Source organism: Escherichia sp. KTE52 (assembly GCF_000408325.1).
GTDB classification, from domain to species: Bacteria; Pseudomonadota; Gammaproteobacteria; order Enterobacterales; family Enterobacteriaceae; genus Escherichia; species Escherichia marmotae.
This window is the reverse complement of sequence record NZ_KE138676.1, coordinates 108,807-125,013: the sequence shown is the minus strand read 5'-3', so window position 1 is coordinate 125,013 and position 16,207 is coordinate 108,807. Positions and strand designations below refer to the sequence as shown.

The window sequence follows — 16,207 nt, the reverse complement described above, 5'->3', positions numbered from 1 at the left end:
ATATCAGATTTTATTTTTCACGTTTATTACCGCTATTAGTGCGATAGGAACAGCCACAATAGCGAAATACATAGCCGGTGCTATACTTAATCCCGTTAATTGCTGGGACATAACATCAAGAGGATATGAAATTATGAGTACCGCTAAATTAGTTAAATCAAAAGCGACCAATCTGCTTTATACCCGCAACGATGTCTCTGACAGCGAGAAGAAAGCAACAGTAGAGTTGCTAAATCGTCAGGTTATCCAGTTTATTGATCTTTCTTTGATTACTAAACAAGCGCACTGGAATATGCGCGGCGCTAACTTCATTGCCGTACATGAAATGCTGGATGGCTTCCGTACAGCCCTGATTGATCACCTGGATACCATGGCGGAACGTGCGGTACAACTGGGCGGCGTTGCCCTTGGCACCACTCAAGTTATCAATAGCAAAACACCGCTGAAAAGCTACCCGCTGGACATCCACAACGTTCAGGATCACCTGAAAGAACTGGCAGACCGTTACGCGATTGTCGCCAATGACGTACGTAAAGCAATCGGGGAAGCAAAAGATGATGACACTGCGGATATTCTGACCGCCGCTTCCCGCGACCTGGATAAATTCCTGTGGTTTATCGAATCTAACATCGAATAAATCCATCGCTGATGGTTCAAAACTTTAGTACGCAATGAAACGGCTTCCTGACAGGAGGCCGTTTTGCTTTGCTGCCCTTCTTAATGCACTTTTTTAGTGCATTCATCTACCGTTCCCGGCTGAATAAGTAAATTTTTTGTATCCACAACATCACACAATCGTTACATAAAGATTGTTTTTTCATCAGGATTTACGCTAAATGATCATTGTGCTGACTGCACAATTTTAGCGCACCACTTTGGTGCCCCAGAATGGTGCAATCTGGGGGCATTGCCCCATAGATCGTGCAGTAAGATTTCGTCGCATCTCGAAAAATCAACGGGTTGCAAAACTGGCACGATTTTTTCATATATATGAATGTCACGCAGGGGATCGTCCCGTGGATAGAAAAAAGGAAATGCTATGAAGTCTGTATTAAAAGTTTCACTGGCTGCACTGACCCTGGCTTTTGCGGTTTCTTCTCATGCCGCGGATAAAAAATTAGTTGTCGCGACAGATACCGCTTTCGTTCCGTTTGAATTTAAACAGGGCGACAAATACGTGGGCTTTGATGTCGATCTGTGGGCGGCAATTGCTAAAGAACTGAAGTTGGATTACGAACTGAAACCGATGGATTTCAGCGGCATTATTCCGGCATTACAAACCAAAAACATCGATCTGGCACTGGCGGGCATCACTATTACCGACGAGCGTAAAAAAGCGATCGATTTCTCTGACGGCTACTACAAAAGCGGCCTGTTGGTGATGGTAAAAGCCAACAATAACGATGTGAAAAGCGTGAAAGATCTCGACGGTAAAGTCGTTGCAGTGAAGAGCGGCACGGGTTCCGTTGATTACGCAAAAACTAACATCAAAACCAAAGATCTACGTCAGTTCCCGAATATTGATAACGCCTATATGGAACTGGGCACCAACCGCGCAGACGCTGTTTTGCACGATACACCAAACATTCTGTACTTCATCAAAACCGCCGGTAACGGCCAGTTCAAAGCGGTAGGTGACTCCCTGGAAGCTCAGCAATACGGTATTGCGTTCCCGAAAGGTAGCGACGAACTGCGTGACAAGGTCAACGGCGCGTTGAAAACCCTGCGCGAGAACGGAACTTACAACGAAATCTACAAAAAATGGTTCGGTACTGAGCCGAAATAATTATTGCCTTTAATTTATGGCCCGGTGGCCTTTTGCATACCGGGCCTGCGTTTCGCCCAGCCAGTCTTCTGGCTCAGGGTATTTACACCACGGTAACAGGAACAACATATGCAGTTTGACTGGAGTGCCATCTGGCCGGCCATTCCGCTTCTGATCGAAGGCGCTAAAATGACTCTGTGGATTTCTGTCCTCGGTCTGGCTGGCGGCCTGGTGATCGGCCTGGCGGCTGGTTTTGCACGCACCTTCGGTGGTTGGATAGCCAACCACGTCGCGCTGGTCTTTATTGAAGTGATCCGCGGGACACCTATCGTCGTCCAGGTAATGTTTATCTACTTCGCCCTGCCGATGGCGTTTAACGACTTACGTATCGATCCGTTTACTGCGGCGGTGGTCACCATCATGATCAACTCCGGCGCATACATCGCGGAAATTACCCGTGGAGCGGTATTGTCAATCCACAAAGGTTTTCGTGAAGCCGGGCTGGCGCTCGGTCTTTCACGCTGGGAAACCATTCGCTACGTGATTTTACCGCTGGCACTGCGCCGTATGCTGCCGCCACTGGGCAACCAGTGGATCATCAGCATTAAAGACACCTCGCTGTTTATTGTGATCGGCGTGGCGGAACTGACCCGTCAGGGACAAGAAATTATTGCCGGTAACTTCCGCGCCCTTGAGATCTGGAGCGCCGTAGCGGTGTTCTATCTGATTATTACCCTGGTGCTGAGCTTTGTTCTGCGTCGTCTGGAAAGAAGGATGAAAATCCTGTGATTGAATTTAAAAACGTCTCCAAGCACTTTGGGCCAACCCAGGTGCTGCACAATATCGATTTGAACATTAGCCAGGGCGAAGTGGTGGTGATTATCGGACCATCAGGTTCGGGTAAATCGACCCTGCTGCGCTGCATCAACAAACTGGAAGAAATCACCTCCGGCGATCTGATTGTCGATGGCCTGAAGGTTAACGATCCGAAAGTTGACGAGCGTCTGATTCGCCAGGAAGCAGGCATGGTGTTCCAGCAGTTTTACCTCTTCCCGCACCTGACTGCGCTTGAAAACGTAATGTTTGGCCCGCTGCGCGTGCGTGGTGCAAACAAAGAAGACGCAGAAAAACTGGCGCGTGAACTGCTGGCGAAAGTTGGCCTCGCGGAACGCGCGCATCACTACCCTTCCGAGCTTTCTGGTGGTCAGCAACAGCGTGTGGCGATTGCCCGTGCACTGGCGGTGAAGCCGAAAATGATGTTGTTCGATGAACCGACATCGGCTCTTGATCCGGAACTGCGCCATGAAGTGCTGAAGGTCATGCAGGATCTGGCAGAGGAAGGTATGACGATGGTGATCGTAACCCACGAAATCGGTTTTGCCGAAAAAGTGGCTTCACGTCTTATCTTTATCGACAAAGGCCGGATTGCGGAAGATGGCAATCCACAGGTGTTGATCAAGAATCCGCCAAGCCAGCGTTTGCAGGAATTTTTACAGCACGTCTCTTAATAAGACCCATTGCCTGATGTGCTACGCTTATCAGTCCTACAGAATATATAGCAACTTATTGAAATTGCATAAATTTGTAGGAGCGTTCACGCCGCATTCGGCAAAAAAGCCCGCACGTTATCAGCAACCTGCTTAATATCCCTTCCTCCCTTTCACCCGAAAGGGAGGAACACCAGATTCCTCTCATTTAAAATTCCCCCTCCCCCAGCATCTATACTTATCTTTTTGCTCTATTTTCTCACTGGAGGAGTCATGCGGTGGATCCTGTTCATCCTCTTCTGCCTGCTGGGCGCACCTGCCCACGCGGTATCCATACCCGGAGTTACAACCACAACGACAACGGCCCCAACGACTGAACCGGCTCCGGAACCGGATATTGAACAAAAAAAAGCGGCCTATGGTGCACTGGCGGATGTGCTGGATAATGACACCTCGCGCAAAGAGCTGGTCGATCAGTTACGCACCGTCGCCGCCACGCCCCCCGCGGAACCCGTACCGAAGATCGTGCCGCCAACGCTGGTTGAAGAGCAAACCGTGCTACAAAAGGTGACCGAAGTCAGTCGCCATTATGGTGAAGCTCTCTCCGCACGCTTCGGGCAACTTTATCGCAATATTACTGGCTCCCCACATAAACCGTTTAATCCGCAAACCTTCAGCAACGCCCTTACCCATTTTTCCATGCTGGCCGTTTTAGTGTTTAGTTTTTACTGGCTGGTTCGCCTGTGCGCACTGCCGTTATATCGCAAAATGGGTCTGTGGGCGCGGCAGAAAAATCGTGAGCGTAGTAACTGGTTGCAGCTTCCGGCGATGATTATCGGTGCGTTTATTATCGACCTGCTGTTACTGGCACTGACATTATTTGTCGGTCAGGTTTTAAGCGACAACCTGAATGCGGGCAGCCGCACCATTGCTTTTCAACAGAGTCTGTTTCTCAATGCTTTCGCCCTGATTGAATTTTTCAAAGCTGTTTTACGCCTGATTTTCTGCCCGAACGTTGCTGAACTGCGTCCATTCTCTATTCAGGATGAGAGTGCCCGCTACTGGTGCCGCCGCCTTAGCTGGCTAAGCGGCCTGATTGGTTATGGCCTGATTGTGGCTGTACCGATTATCTCAAACCAGGTGAATGTGCAAATCGGGGCACTTGCGAACGTCATCATCATGCTGTGTATGACGGTGTGGGCGTTGTATCTGATATTCCGTAATAAAAAAGAGATTACCCAGCATTTGCTCAACTTCGCGGAACACTCACTGGCCTTTTTCAGTCTGTTTATTCGTGCTTTTGCGCTGGTGTGGCACTGGCTGGCAAGCGCCTATTTTATCGTGCTGTTTTTCTTCTCGTTATTTGACCCAGGAAACAGCCTGAAATTTATGATGGGCGCGACGGTGCGTAGCCTGGCGATTATTGGGATCGCGGCGTTTGTTTCCGGTATGTTTTCTCGCTGGCTGGCAAAAACCATTACCCTTTCGCCACACACTCAGCGTAACTATCCGGAACTGCAAAAACGGCTGAACGGCTGGCTGTCGGCGGCGCTGAAAACGGCACGTATTCTGACAGTGTGCGTAGCGGTGATGCTACTATTCAGCGCCTGGGGACTGTTCGATTTCTGGAACTGGCTGCAAAACGGCGCGGGGCAGAAAACGGTGGATATCCTGATCCGCATCGCTCTCATCCTTTTCTTCTCGGCAGTTGGCTGGACGGTACTCGCCAGTTTGATCGAAAATCGGCTGGCTTCGGATATTCATGGTCGCCCGCTGCCCAGCGCCCGCACGCGTACCCTGCTGACACTGTTTCGCAACGCGCTGGCGGTGGTAATCAGTACCATCACCATTATGATTGTGTTGTCGGAAATTGGCGTCAATATTGCGCCGCTACTGGCAGGAGCCGGAGCGTTAGGGCTGGCGATTTCCTTCGGTTCGCAAACGCTGGTGAAAGATATTATTACCGGGGTGTTTATTCAGTTTGAAAACGGCATGAATACCGGAGATTTAGTCACCATCGGGCCGCTGACCGGCACGGTTGAACGCATGTCGATTCGATCCGTGGGCGTGCGCCAGGATACCGGGGCTTATCACATTATTCCGTGGTCCTCGATAACCACCTTTGCCAACTTTGTCCGCGGCATTGGCTCTGTGGTGGCGAATTACGATGTTGATCGTCATGAAGATGCCGATAAAGCCAATCAGGCGCTAAAAGATGCCGTGGCGGAAGTGATGGAAAATGAAGAAGTTCGCGGGCTGATTATCGGTGAACCTAACTTTGCCGGAATTGTTGGCTTAAGCAATACCGCGTTTACACTGCGTGTTTCGTTTACCACGCTGCCACTCAAACAGTGGACGGTACGTTTTGCCCTCGACAGCCAGGTAAAAAAACATTTCGACCAGGCGGGTGTTCGCGCACCGATTCAGACTTATCAAGTGCTGCCTGCTCCGGGCGTTACCCCGGCAGAACCATTACTACCGGGAGAACCGACACTTTAACGCTGACGATTGGCAAAACGACGACGCTGTTCGTCGTTCATAAAGGTCCAGGCAATGAAGCGGCTCTGCTTTTGCCCCTGGGCCATCTCTTTTTTGACCACTTTTACCGCGCCAACATCCGTCAGAGCACGATACAACGGCGGTAAGTTTTCGCCACGAGAAACCAGCGAGGTGAACCACATTACCTGCTTCGCAAAGCCTTTACTCTCTTCAATCATCTTTTTGATGAAAGCCACTTCACCGCCTTCGCACCACAGCTCCTGCTGCTGACCGCCAAAGTTCAACGCATCGTCTCTGTTTAATCCGAGATTACGCCGTTTGCGCTCGCTACCAGCACGCGCTGCCGCGGCAGAGTCGTGGAACGGCGGGTTACACAAGGTTGCGTCATATTGCTCATTTTTATGGATAATGCCGTTAAAAATAGCACTATTCTCTTTTTGCCGACGCAGGCGGATGGCGCGGTTAAGCCCCGGATTGGCGCTGATGATCGCCTGCGCGCTGCTTAACGCCTGACTGTTAGTTTCAGTACCGGTAAAACGCCAGCCATATTCATGTACGCCAATCAGCGGATAAATACAGTTCGCGCCAACGCCGATATCCAGAATGCTGGCACTGGCCGGAATTGTTCCGGTCGCCTCAGCCAGTAAATCGGCAAGATGATGAATATAATCCGCCCGGCCAGGTACTGGCGGACACAGAAAACCGTCAGGAATATCCCAGTTCGCCACGGCATAAAAATGTGCCAGCAACGCCTTGTTGAGCGCCTTCACCGCCAGCGGATTGGCGAAGTCTACGCTTTGCTCACCGGCAGGGGTAAGCGTGAGAAATTGCTTCAGTTCAGGATTCACCTGACAAAGCGTGGCGAGATCGTAGCGGCTGTGATGACGGTTGCGCGGGTGCAACCCCGGTTTCTGGGCGGACATAGCATTCTCCTTTAAGCAGCGGCGTAAGATACCCGCATAACGCGGCAGGGTAAATATCTGGCTGCGTTTAACATGACTCAAAACCTTAACCTGACTGCATTTTTCAGCAATTCACCATAAAAATCAGCACCCTGCATGTCATTGATTTGTCTGGTTTTGTAAAAATATATCGTTCAAAAAACAAGCACATCTCTGTCAATTTTTTGCGTCATTCTCATCACGCAGGAGACCTACACTTATCAGGCACTACTCGTTGTATTTATGAGGATGTCATTATGAAAAAGTGCCTCGCACTACTGCTTGCCACCGTCCTGAGCGGAATCACCTTCACGGCTTATGCCGCGCAACCTCTGAGTAACCAGGACAGCGGTCAACTACGGCCAGCCGGAACCGTTTCGGCAACCGGTGCATCTAACCTAAGCGATCTGGAGGAAAAACTGGCAGAAAAAGCGCGCGAACAAGGCGCGAAAGGTTATGTCATTAATTCCGCAGGCGGAAATGATCAGATGTTCGGTACTGCAACCATCTACAAATAACCACACCAACGCAACTGCATTCGCCTCTGGATGCAGTTTTCGCCTGTTTTGTAAGCAAAAAACATCAAATATGAACACAATGTAAATAAATGTATTTATTTTTCACGCAATGGGTGATAGAAAATCGCGCCAGGTGATAATGCTTATCAAAATTATTATCACTTCAAGATTACTATTACGGGATTAACAGTGGCATCGCATCCGCAGAGATGCTTTCTCGTGATAGTGAAAATTTAAACATATAAGAAAAAGTCACCTGCCAAATGGAAAACAATCGCAATTTCCCTGCCAGACCCTTTCATTCGCTCACGTTCTTTGCCGGTCTTTGTATCGGCATCACGCCTGTGCCACAGGCTCTCGCCGCAGAAGGGCAACAAAACGCTGATGATACACTGGTTGTCGAGGCATCGACGCCTTCGCTTTATGCGCCACTTAAATCTGCCGATCCAAAATTCTCCCGCCCGGTCATCGATACCACCCGCACAATGACGGTGATTTCTGAACAGGTGATAAAAGATCAGGGCGCAACCAACCTTACTGACGCGCTAAAAAACGTACCTGGCGTGGGCGCATTTTTTGCCGGTGAGAATGGTAATTCCACTACCGGCGACGCCATTTATATGCGCGGTGCGGATACCTCTAACAGCATTTATATTGATGGCATCCGCGATATTGGCAGTGTCTCACGTGACACTTTCAATACCGAACAGGTGGAAGTCATTAAAGGCCCATCCGGCACCGATTACGGACGCAGCGCGCCGACGGGTTCGATCAATATGATCAGTAAACAGCCACGTAATGACTCTGGTATTGACGCCTCTGCCAGTATTGGTAGCGCCTGGTTCCGTCGCGGCACACTGGACGTCAATCAGGTGATTGGTGACACCAGCGCAGTGCGCCTGAATGTGATGGGCGAAAAAACGCACGATGCCGGGCGCGATAAGGTTAAAAATGAACGTTACGGCGTCGCCCCTTCCGTGGCATTAGGCCTCGGTACGTCGACGCGTTTGTATCTCAACTATTTACACATTACCCAGCACAACACGCCGGACGGCGGCATTCCGACCATTGGTTTGCCGGGTTATTCCGCACCTTCTGCAGGAACGGCGGCACTGAACCATTCCGGTAAAGTGGATACGCATAACTTTTATGGTACGGACTCCGATTACGACGATTCGACCACCGATACCGCCACTATGCGTTTTGAACATGACATCAGCGATAACACCACCATTCGTAATACCACCCGCTGGTCGCGCGTGAAGCAGGATTATCTGATGACGGCGATTATGGGCGGAGCATCGAATATTACCCAGCCCACCAGCAATGTGGATAGCTGGACGTGGTCACGCACGGCGAATACTAAAGATGTGAGTAATAAAATCCTCACCAACCAGACTAACCTGACGTCGGCGTTCTATACCGGTTCAATCGCCCATGATGTCAGTACCGGCGTGGAATTTACCCGCGAAACGCAGACCAACTACGGCGTTAATCCGGTGACGTTACCGCCGGTGAACATTTACCATCCTGACAGCAGCATTCATCCTGGCAGTCTGACGCGCAACGGTGCCAATGCTAACGGTCAGACAGATACCTTCGCGATTTATGCCTTCGATACGCTGCAAATCACCCGTGATTTTGAGCTGAACGGCGGGATCCGTCTGGACAATTATCATACTGAATATGACAGTGCTACCGCCTGCGGCGGCAGTGGTCGCGGTGCCGTCACCTGCCCAACTGGCGCGGCAAACGGTTCTCCGGTCACCACCGTCGACACCGCCAGGTCAGGCAATCTGGTCAACTGGAAAGCCGGGGCGCTGTATCATCTGACGGAAAATGGCAATGTCTACGTCAACTATGCTGTTTCCCAACAACCGCCTGGCGGCAGCAACTTCGCTCTTGCACAGTCTGGCAGCGGTAACAGCGCCAACCGCACCGACTTTAAACCGCAAAAAGCGAAGACCAGCGAAATTGGCACCAAATGGCAAGTGCTGGATAAACGCCTGCTACTAACTGCCGCGCTGTTCCGTACCGATATCGAAAATGAAGTTGAGCAAAACGACGACGGGACTTACTCGCAGTACGGTAAAAAGCGCGTCGAAGGCTATGAGATTTCCGTGGCTGGAAATATCACTCCCGCATGGCAGGTGATTGGCGGATATACCCAGCAAAAAGCGACCATTAAAAATGGTGCGGACGTGGCTCAGGATGGTTCGTCATCACTGCCGTATACGCCAGAACACGCCTTTACCTTATGGAGCCAGTATCAGGCAACGGATGATATCTCCATTGGTGCAGGCGCACGCTATATCGGCAGTATGCATAAAGGTTCTGACGGCGCGGTGGGAACTCCGGCGTTTACTGAAGGTTATTGGGTTGCCGATGCCAAATTGGGCTATCGCGTCAATCGCAACCTCGATTTCCAGTTAAACGTCTACAACCTGTTTGATACCAATTACGTGGCCTCGATTAACAAGAGCGGCTACCGCTATCATCCGGGCGAGCCAAGAACCTTCCTGCTCACCGCCAATATGCATTTCTGATTCAGATATGGGGCGCAGGACTTACTAAGATTGATGGCGAGAACAGGACTGCCTGATGCGCTGCGCTTATCAGGCCTACAAGGTTGTACAACACGTTGAGTTCACATCATTTGGTAGGCCGGATAAGGCATTCACGCCGCATCCGGCATGAACAAAGCACCTGCTGTTAAAAATCGGTGTGGGGTGAAGCCCCACTTTTTGGAGAACTTGTATGATGTACCACATTCCCGGCGTGTTATCGCCACAGGACGTCGCACGTCTTCGTGAACAACTGGAACAAGCCGAATGGATTGATGGTCGTGTCACCACTGGCGCGCAGGGCGCACAAGTTAAGAGCAATCAGCAAGTGGACACCCGCAGCGCGTTATATGCCGCATTGCAAACTGAGGTGCTTAACGCGGTTAACCAACATGCTCTGTTCTTTGCCGCTGCCTTGCCGCGTACCCTATCCACGCCGCTGTTTAATCGTTATCAGAACAATGAAACCTATGGTTTTCATGTGGATGGCGCAGTACGCAGTCATCCGCAAAACGGCTGGATGCGCACAGACCTTTCTGCGACGCTGTTTTTGAGCGATCCACAAAGCTATGAAGGCGGCGAACTGGTCGTCAATGACACCTTCGGGCAGCATCGGGTAAAACTCCCGGCAGGCGATCTGGTGTTGTATCCTTCGAGTAGCCTGCACAGCGTAACGCCCGTCACGCGCGGCGTGCGGATGGCATCGTTTATGTGGATCCAGTCGATGATCCGCGATGATAAAAAGCGCGCCATGCTATTCGATTTGGACAACAACATTCAGTCGCTGAAAAACCGCTTTGGTGAAGGTGAAGAAATCCTGTCGCTACTCAATCTTTATCACAATCTGCTGCGAGAATGGTCGGAGATATGACAATTGAACTGCCAGAGTTTGTCCCTATATTAGCTACACTTAATTGTACAAGCATTGATATGGGGAGGACGATATGGCATCCGGTTGGGCTAATGATGACGCCGTCAACGAACAGATCAACAGTACAATTGAAGATGCGGTTGCCCGCGCTCGGGATGAAATCCCGCGTGGTGAAAGCCTGTATGAATGTGAAGAGTGCGGTGCTCCCATCCCGCAGGCCCGTCGGGAAGCCATTCCTGGCGTGCGCTTATGCATCCACTGCCAGCAGGAGAAAGATTTACAAAAACATTCTTATACAGGATATAATCGCAGAGGCTCGAAGGACAGCCAGTTACGTTAACTACAACTGGCATGGAGTACAGCAAGTATAATTTGCATTTTGCGTGGCATTCCGTGCCTTTAACGCAGCCGTAACTGACACGCGGTACAAAATTGAATCATAAGCACGACAAATAGATGAATTATCAGCATCTTAGATATCAATCAATTTATTTGAACAAGGCGGTCAATTCTCTTCGATTTTATCTCTCGTGAAAAAACGTGATACTCATCACATCGACGAAACAACGTCACTTAAACAAAATCACCTGCGAGAGATTAATTATGAAAACTATCAATACTGTTGTTGCTGCTATGGCTCTTTCAACTCTGTCATTTGGCGTGTTCGCGGCACAACCGGTAACGGCATCCCAGGCACAAAGCATGAATAAAATCGGCGTAGTTTCTGCCGATGGCGCATCCACCCTCGACGCGCTGGAAGCAAAACTGGCAGAAAAAGCTGCGGCGGCTGGTGCCAGTGGATACAGCATTACTTCTGCCACCAACAACAATAAATTAAGCGGAACTGCGGTTATCTATAAGTAATTCACAGGTCGTATAAGGTGTTTACGCCATATCCGGCAACAAGTGCCTGATGCGACGCTACCGCGTCTTATCAGGCCTACAAAATCCGAACCGTTGACCGGCATCCGGCAAAAGAATTTCCCTGTCTGTTTACCGACAGACGCATGTGCTCTAACCCTCATTGATCCTATGTTACCCTTGTTTGCCCGTCCGTCACTGGACGGGCTTTTTTTCGCTGGCTGACTATTGGCAGAAAGTCTGCAACGTCGCTTCTGGTACACCAATTTGCCGCGCCGCGTCACAAATCGCCTGCCAGCTCCCGGCATCTAACGGGATCCCCAGCTCCTGCCGTTCACGGCGCATATTCACTTCCCATTCGCCTGGCAGCAAAATCGGCTTATCTTCATCATGCGGCGAAGCTTTCACCCACTCGGCAAAGGCTTCGGTCTGCTCTGCACAATCTGGCGCGCCGAACAATTCCGGGTTAACGATGATGGTGGTCATACAGTTAAGAATGGTATCGGGGCTGGTTTGTAACGTTTCCTGATGGGTCGTTTTGCCGCCGGAAAGCGCACCACCAAGAATTTCGCACATCGCCGCCAGGGCATAACCTTTATGTTCGGCAAAGGTCAGCAGTGATCCCAACGGTGACTCCTGCATCACTGCCGGATTGGTCGTTGGCACGCCGTTAACATCAATCAGGCAGCCTGGCGGTACGGGCACACCTTTATGCCAGGCGACACGGGTTTTGCCAAATGCAATGGCGCTGGTGGCATAATCAAGCAACAGCGGGAAGTTATCCTTTCGTGGAAAGACCACGCAGAACGGATTGGTGCCGAAGCGACGATCGCGACCATGGAACGGTGCCACCATCGGAATCCCCACTACGCTCACAAAGTGAACAGAGACAAACCCCGCCGCTGCGCACTGTTCCGCCCAGTAACCGATACGCCCGATATGATGAGAGTTACGCAGTGCCACAGCAGCAATTCCGTGCTGACGCGCTTTTTCAATGCCAAGTGTCATGGCCTCGTACGCCGCCACCTGACCGAATGCACGATCGCCATCAAGCGTGACCACTGCCCCCGCATCTTTGACAATTTTAGCGTGATGGTTGATTTGCAAAGAACCCAGTCGCCAGGAATGCACATAGCTCGGGATCATGCCAATCCCATGTGAATCATGCCCTGCCAGATTTGCCGCAATTAAATGATCTGCTACTAGTTTTGCTTCCTGTTCCTCGCTACCCATCTGACGAAACACAGTCAGAATAAAGTTGTGCAGCGTCCGGGCATGAAAGCGATGACCACTTGCCATAGTTAACTCCTGTTTATGTTATATGCCTGTTGCTTTTTTATGCTGCGCGCCGCACGCGGGAAGGTCAATAAATATGCTGCAATTTCATGTTGCTGTGGAGTAAAGGCCGGATGACGCTCATCATCCGGCAGGGGGAGAAATTAAAATGATTGCTTAACGCGCGCCAGGCCATCGCTAACGGATGCCACTTCGCCCGCCGCCACCAAGCAGCAAGCCATCTGGATTTTTAGTGATTTGGGAATCGGTTCGCTGCCTGCCAGACAACGCTCAATCCACTTCGCAGTGGTTTCCGGGTCTTTTGCTTCTGGCAGTATCAGTAGCTCACTGCCTGCATCGTCCTGTTTTTCATACAGCACCCGCGTTCCTTCGCGATCAATCAGATTGATTTGCGGACAGCGTTGCGGATTTGCATACACTTCGCCTTCGGTGCCGTGCATTAACAGCGCCCTCCCACCGATGTCGTTAAAGAATTTCGCCACCCGCCCGACATATTCCGGATGCGAAACACTGGAAAGACGCAGCGCATCACCTTCAGCAAATGGCGTCGCCAGTTTCGCCAGCGTATGCGCACTGTTACGCACGCCCATTCGCCAGCGCATCGCCAGTTGTTTTTCCAGCGGCGGGCAAAACGCGCCTACAGGCATAAACACAGGTTGATGTTCGTCGAGCTTCGCCTGCGCCTGGCCGCCGTGCAGCGTTGGCGTAATCCCCATCAGTTCGAAAATGGTTTCGCTCAGCACGCGGGTCGGATCTTCGCTAACACCGTGAACCACTACTGGAAAACCGAGTTTGTGCAGCAGGATCGCCAGCAATGGCGTCAGGTTGGCCTGTTTCCGTGCACCGTTGTAACTGGGAATAACAACAGGCATCGGCTTGCCAACAGGGGGCGTCAACTTGATGGTGTGATTTTGCATGGCTTCGTAAAAGCCGAGCATCTCTGCTTCCCCTTCCCCTTTGATACGCAGCGCCATCAATACGCCGCCCAACTCAAGGTCAGGTACTTCACCGTTGAGCATATGGGCATACAGGCCGCGCGCCGTATCCTGGTCTAAATCGCGCGCATGGTTTTTGCCGCGCCCGATCTCTTTGATGATTTTGCGATAGTCCATTTATGACTCCTTACCTGACTCACATCATTAACGCCGCCGACGGCGTGGGGATTTTGCTTTTTCTTTCTTTTTAACTATACCTTCAGGGACTTCTGGTTGCTCAATCGGAAACACCGGTAAGGCATCAAGTAACCGCTTGCCGTAGTTTTTGGTTAACAAGCGTTTATCATAAATCACCACTTCACCCCAGCAACTGTGGCTTCGAATCAGACGCCCAACTTGCTGAATCAGGTTAAACGAGGCGCTCGGCAGGCTTTGTACCTCAAAGGGATAACGATTAAGACTTTTTAGCCATTCGCCTTCGGTGATCACCACCGGGCTGTCGATGGGGGGAAAGGCGATTTTATGAATATGCACCTGACTTAGCAGGTCACCTTTCAGATCAAGGCCTTCGGCAAAAGACTGTAAACCTACCAATACACTGCGCTCACCGTTAGCAACGCGTTTACGATGCAGTTCAACTAAGCGGTAGCGAGGCTGATCGCCCTGCACCAGCAACATCAGACGTAAATCCGTCACATAGTCGAGAAATCGCTGCATCGCCCGCCCGCTGGCAAACAACACCAACATGCCGAGATGTTTTTTGCTCTCTACCTGCTCACGGAAAAAGGCCGCCATTTCGGCAATATGCTGCTCTTCGTTGTCAATGGACGGTTCATAACGCATCTGCGGAATGACAATTTTGCCCTGTTCGCAGTGGTTGAAGGGGGAATCCAGCGCCACAAAGCGATCGCCCGCTTTCTCTTTCAACCCACTCATCTCCTGCAAACGCGAAAAACTGTTCAGCGAACGCAAGGTTGCAGAAGTGATAATAATGTGCGGAATACTGCGCCACAGCAGCCTTTCGAGTTGATCGCTGACGCGGATCCCCACACAGTGAAACCAGAGATGTAGCTGCCCGTCGCGTTCTTCCCGCGTCGCCCATTTGGTTACCGGCGCACCAGAAGATTGCGCCAGAGACGCCAGCCGCCAGAGTTTGCTCTGCGCCTCAAACATCCCCAGCGCGCGGTTCATCTGCAAAATCAGTCGATGCAAACGCACAATGTCATGGCTACCGGTTTTCTCACTTAAATCATTGAGGAATAACTCAGCCAGACCACGCAGCATCTCGGTCAGTTTTGCCAGCCGCTGGCAGATCTCCAGTACTTCATCCGGCAATTCGCCCATCGCAAAACGGTGCTCTGCCTCTTGCCCGGCAGGCATATAGAGATTGAGGATGTTGTTTAAAGAGGCGATAAGCTCATACAACTCTTCACAATGCGCATTCAACCGTTCAGGGATCGCCAGCGGTGGAATGGTCTTCGGGCGAAACTGCTCCATGCAGGTGGCGACCAGTTTTGTGAACAGATCCAGTTGTAGCCGATACCAGGGTGCAGTAATTTCCGCGCTCATTTCCAGCGCATCCCGCGCCACGTCCGGCAGGTGATGACCTTCATCCAGCACCAGCAGCAAATTTTTCGGTTCTGGCAATACCGCTTCGCTTTCCATCGCCGCCATCACCAGCGCATGGTTTGCCACTACCACTTCCGCTTCCTGAATTTCCCGGCGGGCAACAAAAAACGGACATTCGCGGTAGTAATAACAGTTACGGTTGAGGCAACTGGCTTTGTCGGTACTCAGACGACGCCAGAGATCGTCATCAATGGCGATATCAGTGTGATCGCGCAGGCCATCCCATTTATAAGTATCGAGATCGCCCTTCAGCTTTGCACAACGTTTTTGTTCTTCCTGATTGTTCGGTGTCAGTTCATCGTCGAGAAACGCGAGCAGATCCTGTTGTGTGGGTTCGGTACTGGCAAGCGCCGTCAGGTTACGCGGGCAAACGTAGCGCCCACGCCCGAAAGCGGCGGTGAATTTTAGATCGGGAATGATCTTTTTCAGCAGCGGCAAATCTTTGCTGTAGATCTGATCCTGCAACGCCACGTTAGCGGTACTCACCACCAGCGTTTTTTGCTCTTCGCGGGCAATGGCGATGCCGGGGAGCAAATAGGAGAGCGTTTTCCCAACGCCGGTGGGGGCTTCAATCGCCAGATGCCGCCCTTCTTCTCCGGCCAGTGTTTTGGCGACATCCGCAATCATCTGCCGCTGCGGCGCACGGGGAATAAAGTCGGGGATCTGTTCCTGAAGCGCCTTATACCAGGCGGCAATTTGCGCTTTAAGCGCGGCGGTTAATGCCATGAGAAAACCTGAAATACTGTATAAACAGCCAATATTGTGGCATTTTTCAGTTTTCAGGGGTAATGATTTTTCTGTTTCTGGAAAGTGGCTCGCAATAACCGCCAGGATAATACGG

14 protein-coding genes are annotated in these 16,207 nt (G+C 51.1%); 10 read left to right on the top strand and 4 right to left on the bottom strand.

Annotated elements, in window-relative coordinates:
- Window positions 1–133: 133 nt before the first annotated feature.
- The 5 genes from dps to ybiO all read left to right on the top strand — a co-directional run bounded on the left by dps (window position 134) and on the right by ybiO (window position 5,751).
- Entirely contained in the window at window positions 134–637 is a 504-nt protein-coding gene (gene dps / locus A1SC_RS20430) for a DNA starvation/stationary phase protection protein Dps (protein WP_000100800.1), read from the top strand.
- 402 nt (window positions 638–1,039) lie between these two features.
- The gene (gene glnH / locus A1SC_RS20435; RefSeq protein ID WP_001516049.1) at window positions 1,040–1,786 is read left to right on the top strand and encodes a glutamine ABC transporter substrate-binding protein GlnH; all 747 of its coding nucleotides are present in this window, start codon (window positions 1,040–1,042) and stop codon (window positions 1,784–1,786) included.
- 108 nt (window positions 1,787–1,894) lie between these two features.
- Window positions 1,895–2,554, top strand: a complete 660-nt coding sequence (glnP, locus tag A1SC_RS20440) for a glutamine ABC transporter permease GlnP (protein ID WP_001159054.1) — start codon at window positions 1,895–1,897, stop codon at window positions 2,552–2,554.
- Window positions 2,551–3,273, top strand: a complete 723-nt coding sequence (gene glnQ / locus A1SC_RS20445; RefSeq protein WP_000569100.1) for a glutamine ABC transporter ATP-binding protein GlnQ — start codon at window positions 2,551–2,553, stop codon at window positions 3,271–3,273. The genes glnP and glnQ overlap by 4 nt, the downstream gene beginning before the upstream one ends.
- A gap of 252 nt (window positions 3,274–3,525) precedes the next feature.
- Window positions 3,526–5,751 carry a mechanosensitive channel protein gene (gene ybiO, locus A1SC_RS20450; RefSeq protein ID WP_016261835.1) on the top strand — a complete coding sequence of 742 codons (2,226 nt, stop codon included), beginning with the start codon at window positions 3,526–3,528 and terminating at the stop codon, window positions 5,749–5,751.
- On the opposite strand, the gene rlmF is transcribed toward ybiO, so the two are convergent.
- Window positions 5,748–6,674 carry a 23S rRNA (adenine(1618)-N(6))-methyltransferase RlmF gene (gene rlmF / locus A1SC_RS20455; RefSeq protein WP_001516046.1) on the bottom strand — a complete coding sequence of 309 codons (927 nt, stop codon included), beginning with the start codon at window positions 6,672–6,674 and terminating at the stop codon, window positions 5,748–5,750. The genes ybiO and rlmF overlap by 4 nt on opposite strands.
- A 275-nt stretch (window positions 6,675–6,949) precedes the next feature.
- Between rlmF and mcbA the strand changes: the two genes are divergently transcribed.
- From mcbA to ybiJ, 5 genes are all read left to right on the top strand, one after another.
- Entirely contained in the window at window positions 6,950–7,210 is a 261-nt protein-coding gene (mcbA, locus tag A1SC_RS24890) for a DUF1471 family periplasmic protein McbA (protein ID WP_001516045.1), read from the top strand.
- Window positions 7,211–7,473: 263 nt separating this feature from the next.
- Window positions 7,474–9,756 (top strand): catecholate siderophore receptor Fiu, encoded by a 2,283-nt coding sequence (locus A1SC_RS20465; RefSeq protein ID WP_016261834.1) that lies wholly within the window; start codon window positions 7,474–7,476, stop codon window positions 9,754–9,756.
- A 211-nt stretch (window positions 9,757–9,967) separates the two neighbouring features.
- Window positions 9,968–10,645 carry a PKHD-type hydroxylase YbiX gene (ybiX, locus tag A1SC_RS20470; RefSeq protein ID WP_001516044.1) on the top strand — a complete coding sequence of 226 codons (678 nt, stop codon included), beginning with the start codon at window positions 9,968–9,970 and terminating at the stop codon, window positions 10,643–10,645.
- Between the two features lie 73 nt (window positions 10,646–10,718).
- Entirely contained in the window at window positions 10,719–10,985 is a 267-nt protein-coding gene (gene ybiI / locus A1SC_RS20475; protein WP_000146371.1) for a C4-type zinc finger protein YbiI, read from the top strand.
- Window positions 10,986–11,248: 263 nt separating this feature from the next.
- Window positions 11,249–11,509, top strand: a complete 261-nt coding sequence (gene ybiJ / locus A1SC_RS20480; protein WP_000849310.1) for a DUF1471 family protein YbiJ — start codon at window positions 11,249–11,251, stop codon at window positions 11,507–11,509.
- A gap of 222 nt (window positions 11,510–11,731) precedes the next feature.
- Here ybiJ and A1SC_RS20485 read toward each other — a convergent pair whose 3' ends face one another.
- The 3 genes from A1SC_RS20485 to dinG all read right to left on the bottom strand — a co-directional run bounded on the left by A1SC_RS20485 (window position 11,732) and on the right by dinG (window position 16,092).
- Window positions 11,732–12,805, bottom strand: coding sequence for a malate/lactate/ureidoglycolate dehydrogenase (locus A1SC_RS20485; RefSeq protein ID WP_001516042.1), 1,074 nt, complete (start codon window positions 12,803–12,805; stop codon window positions 11,732–11,734).
- Window positions 12,806–12,945: 140 nt separating this feature from the next.
- A complete protein-coding gene (gene ybiB, locus A1SC_RS20490) occupies window positions 12,946–13,914 on the bottom strand; it encodes a DNA-binding protein YbiB (RefSeq protein ID WP_016248504.1) in 969 nt (322 codons plus the stop codon).
- A 27-nt stretch (window positions 13,915–13,941) separates the two neighbouring features.
- Window positions 13,942–16,092: an ATP-dependent DNA helicase DinG gene (dinG, locus tag A1SC_RS20495; RefSeq protein WP_016248503.1), complete on the bottom strand. Its 2,151-nt coding sequence runs from the start codon at window positions 16,090–16,092 to the stop codon at window positions 13,942–13,944.
- Between the last annotated feature and the right edge of the window lie 115 nt (window positions 16,093–16,207).

Bases quoted from the DNA above. Each gene is read 5' to 3' on its own strand.
- dps (WP_000100800.1), top strand. From the start codon at position 134: ATGAGTACCGCTAAATTAGTTAAATCAAAAGCGACCAATCTGCTTTAT.
- glnH (WP_001516049.1), top strand. From the start codon at position 1,040: ATGAAGTCTGTATTAAAAGTTTCACTGGCTGCACTGACCCTGGCTTTT.
- glnP (WP_001159054.1), top strand. From the start codon at position 1,895: ATGCAGTTTGACTGGAGTGCCATCTGGCCGGCCATTCCGCTTCTGATC.
- ybiO (WP_016261835.1), top strand. From the start codon at position 3,526: ATGCGGTGGATCCTGTTCATCCTCTTCTGCCTGCTGGGCGCACCTGCC.
- rlmF (WP_001516046.1), bottom strand. From the start codon at position 6,674: ATGTCCGCCCAGAAACCGGGGTTGCACCCGCGCAACCGTCATCACAGC.
- mcbA (WP_001516045.1), top strand. From the start codon at position 6,950: ATGAAAAAGTGCCTCGCACTACTGCTTGCCACCGTCCTGAGCGGAATC.
- A1SC_RS20465 (WP_016261834.1), top strand. From the start codon at position 7,474: ATGGAAAACAATCGCAATTTCCCTGCCAGACCCTTTCATTCGCTCACG.
- ybiX (WP_001516044.1), top strand. From the start codon at position 9,968: ATGATGTACCACATTCCCGGCGTGTTATCGCCACAGGACGTCGCACGT.
- ybiI (WP_000146371.1), top strand. From the start codon at position 10,719: ATGGCATCCGGTTGGGCTAATGATGACGCCGTCAACGAACAGATCAAC.
- ybiJ (WP_000849310.1), top strand. From the start codon at position 11,249: ATGAAAACTATCAATACTGTTGTTGCTGCTATGGCTCTTTCAACTCTG.
- A1SC_RS20485 (WP_001516042.1), bottom strand. From the start codon at position 12,805: ATGGCAAGTGGTCATCGCTTTCATGCCCGGACGCTGCACAACTTTATT.
- ybiB (WP_016248504.1), bottom strand. From the start codon at position 13,914: ATGGACTATCGCAAAATCATCAAAGAGATCGGGCGCGGCAAAAACCAT.
- dinG (WP_016248503.1), bottom strand. From the start codon at position 16,092: ATGGCATTAACCGCCGCGCTTAAAGCGCAAATTGCCGCCTGGTATAAG.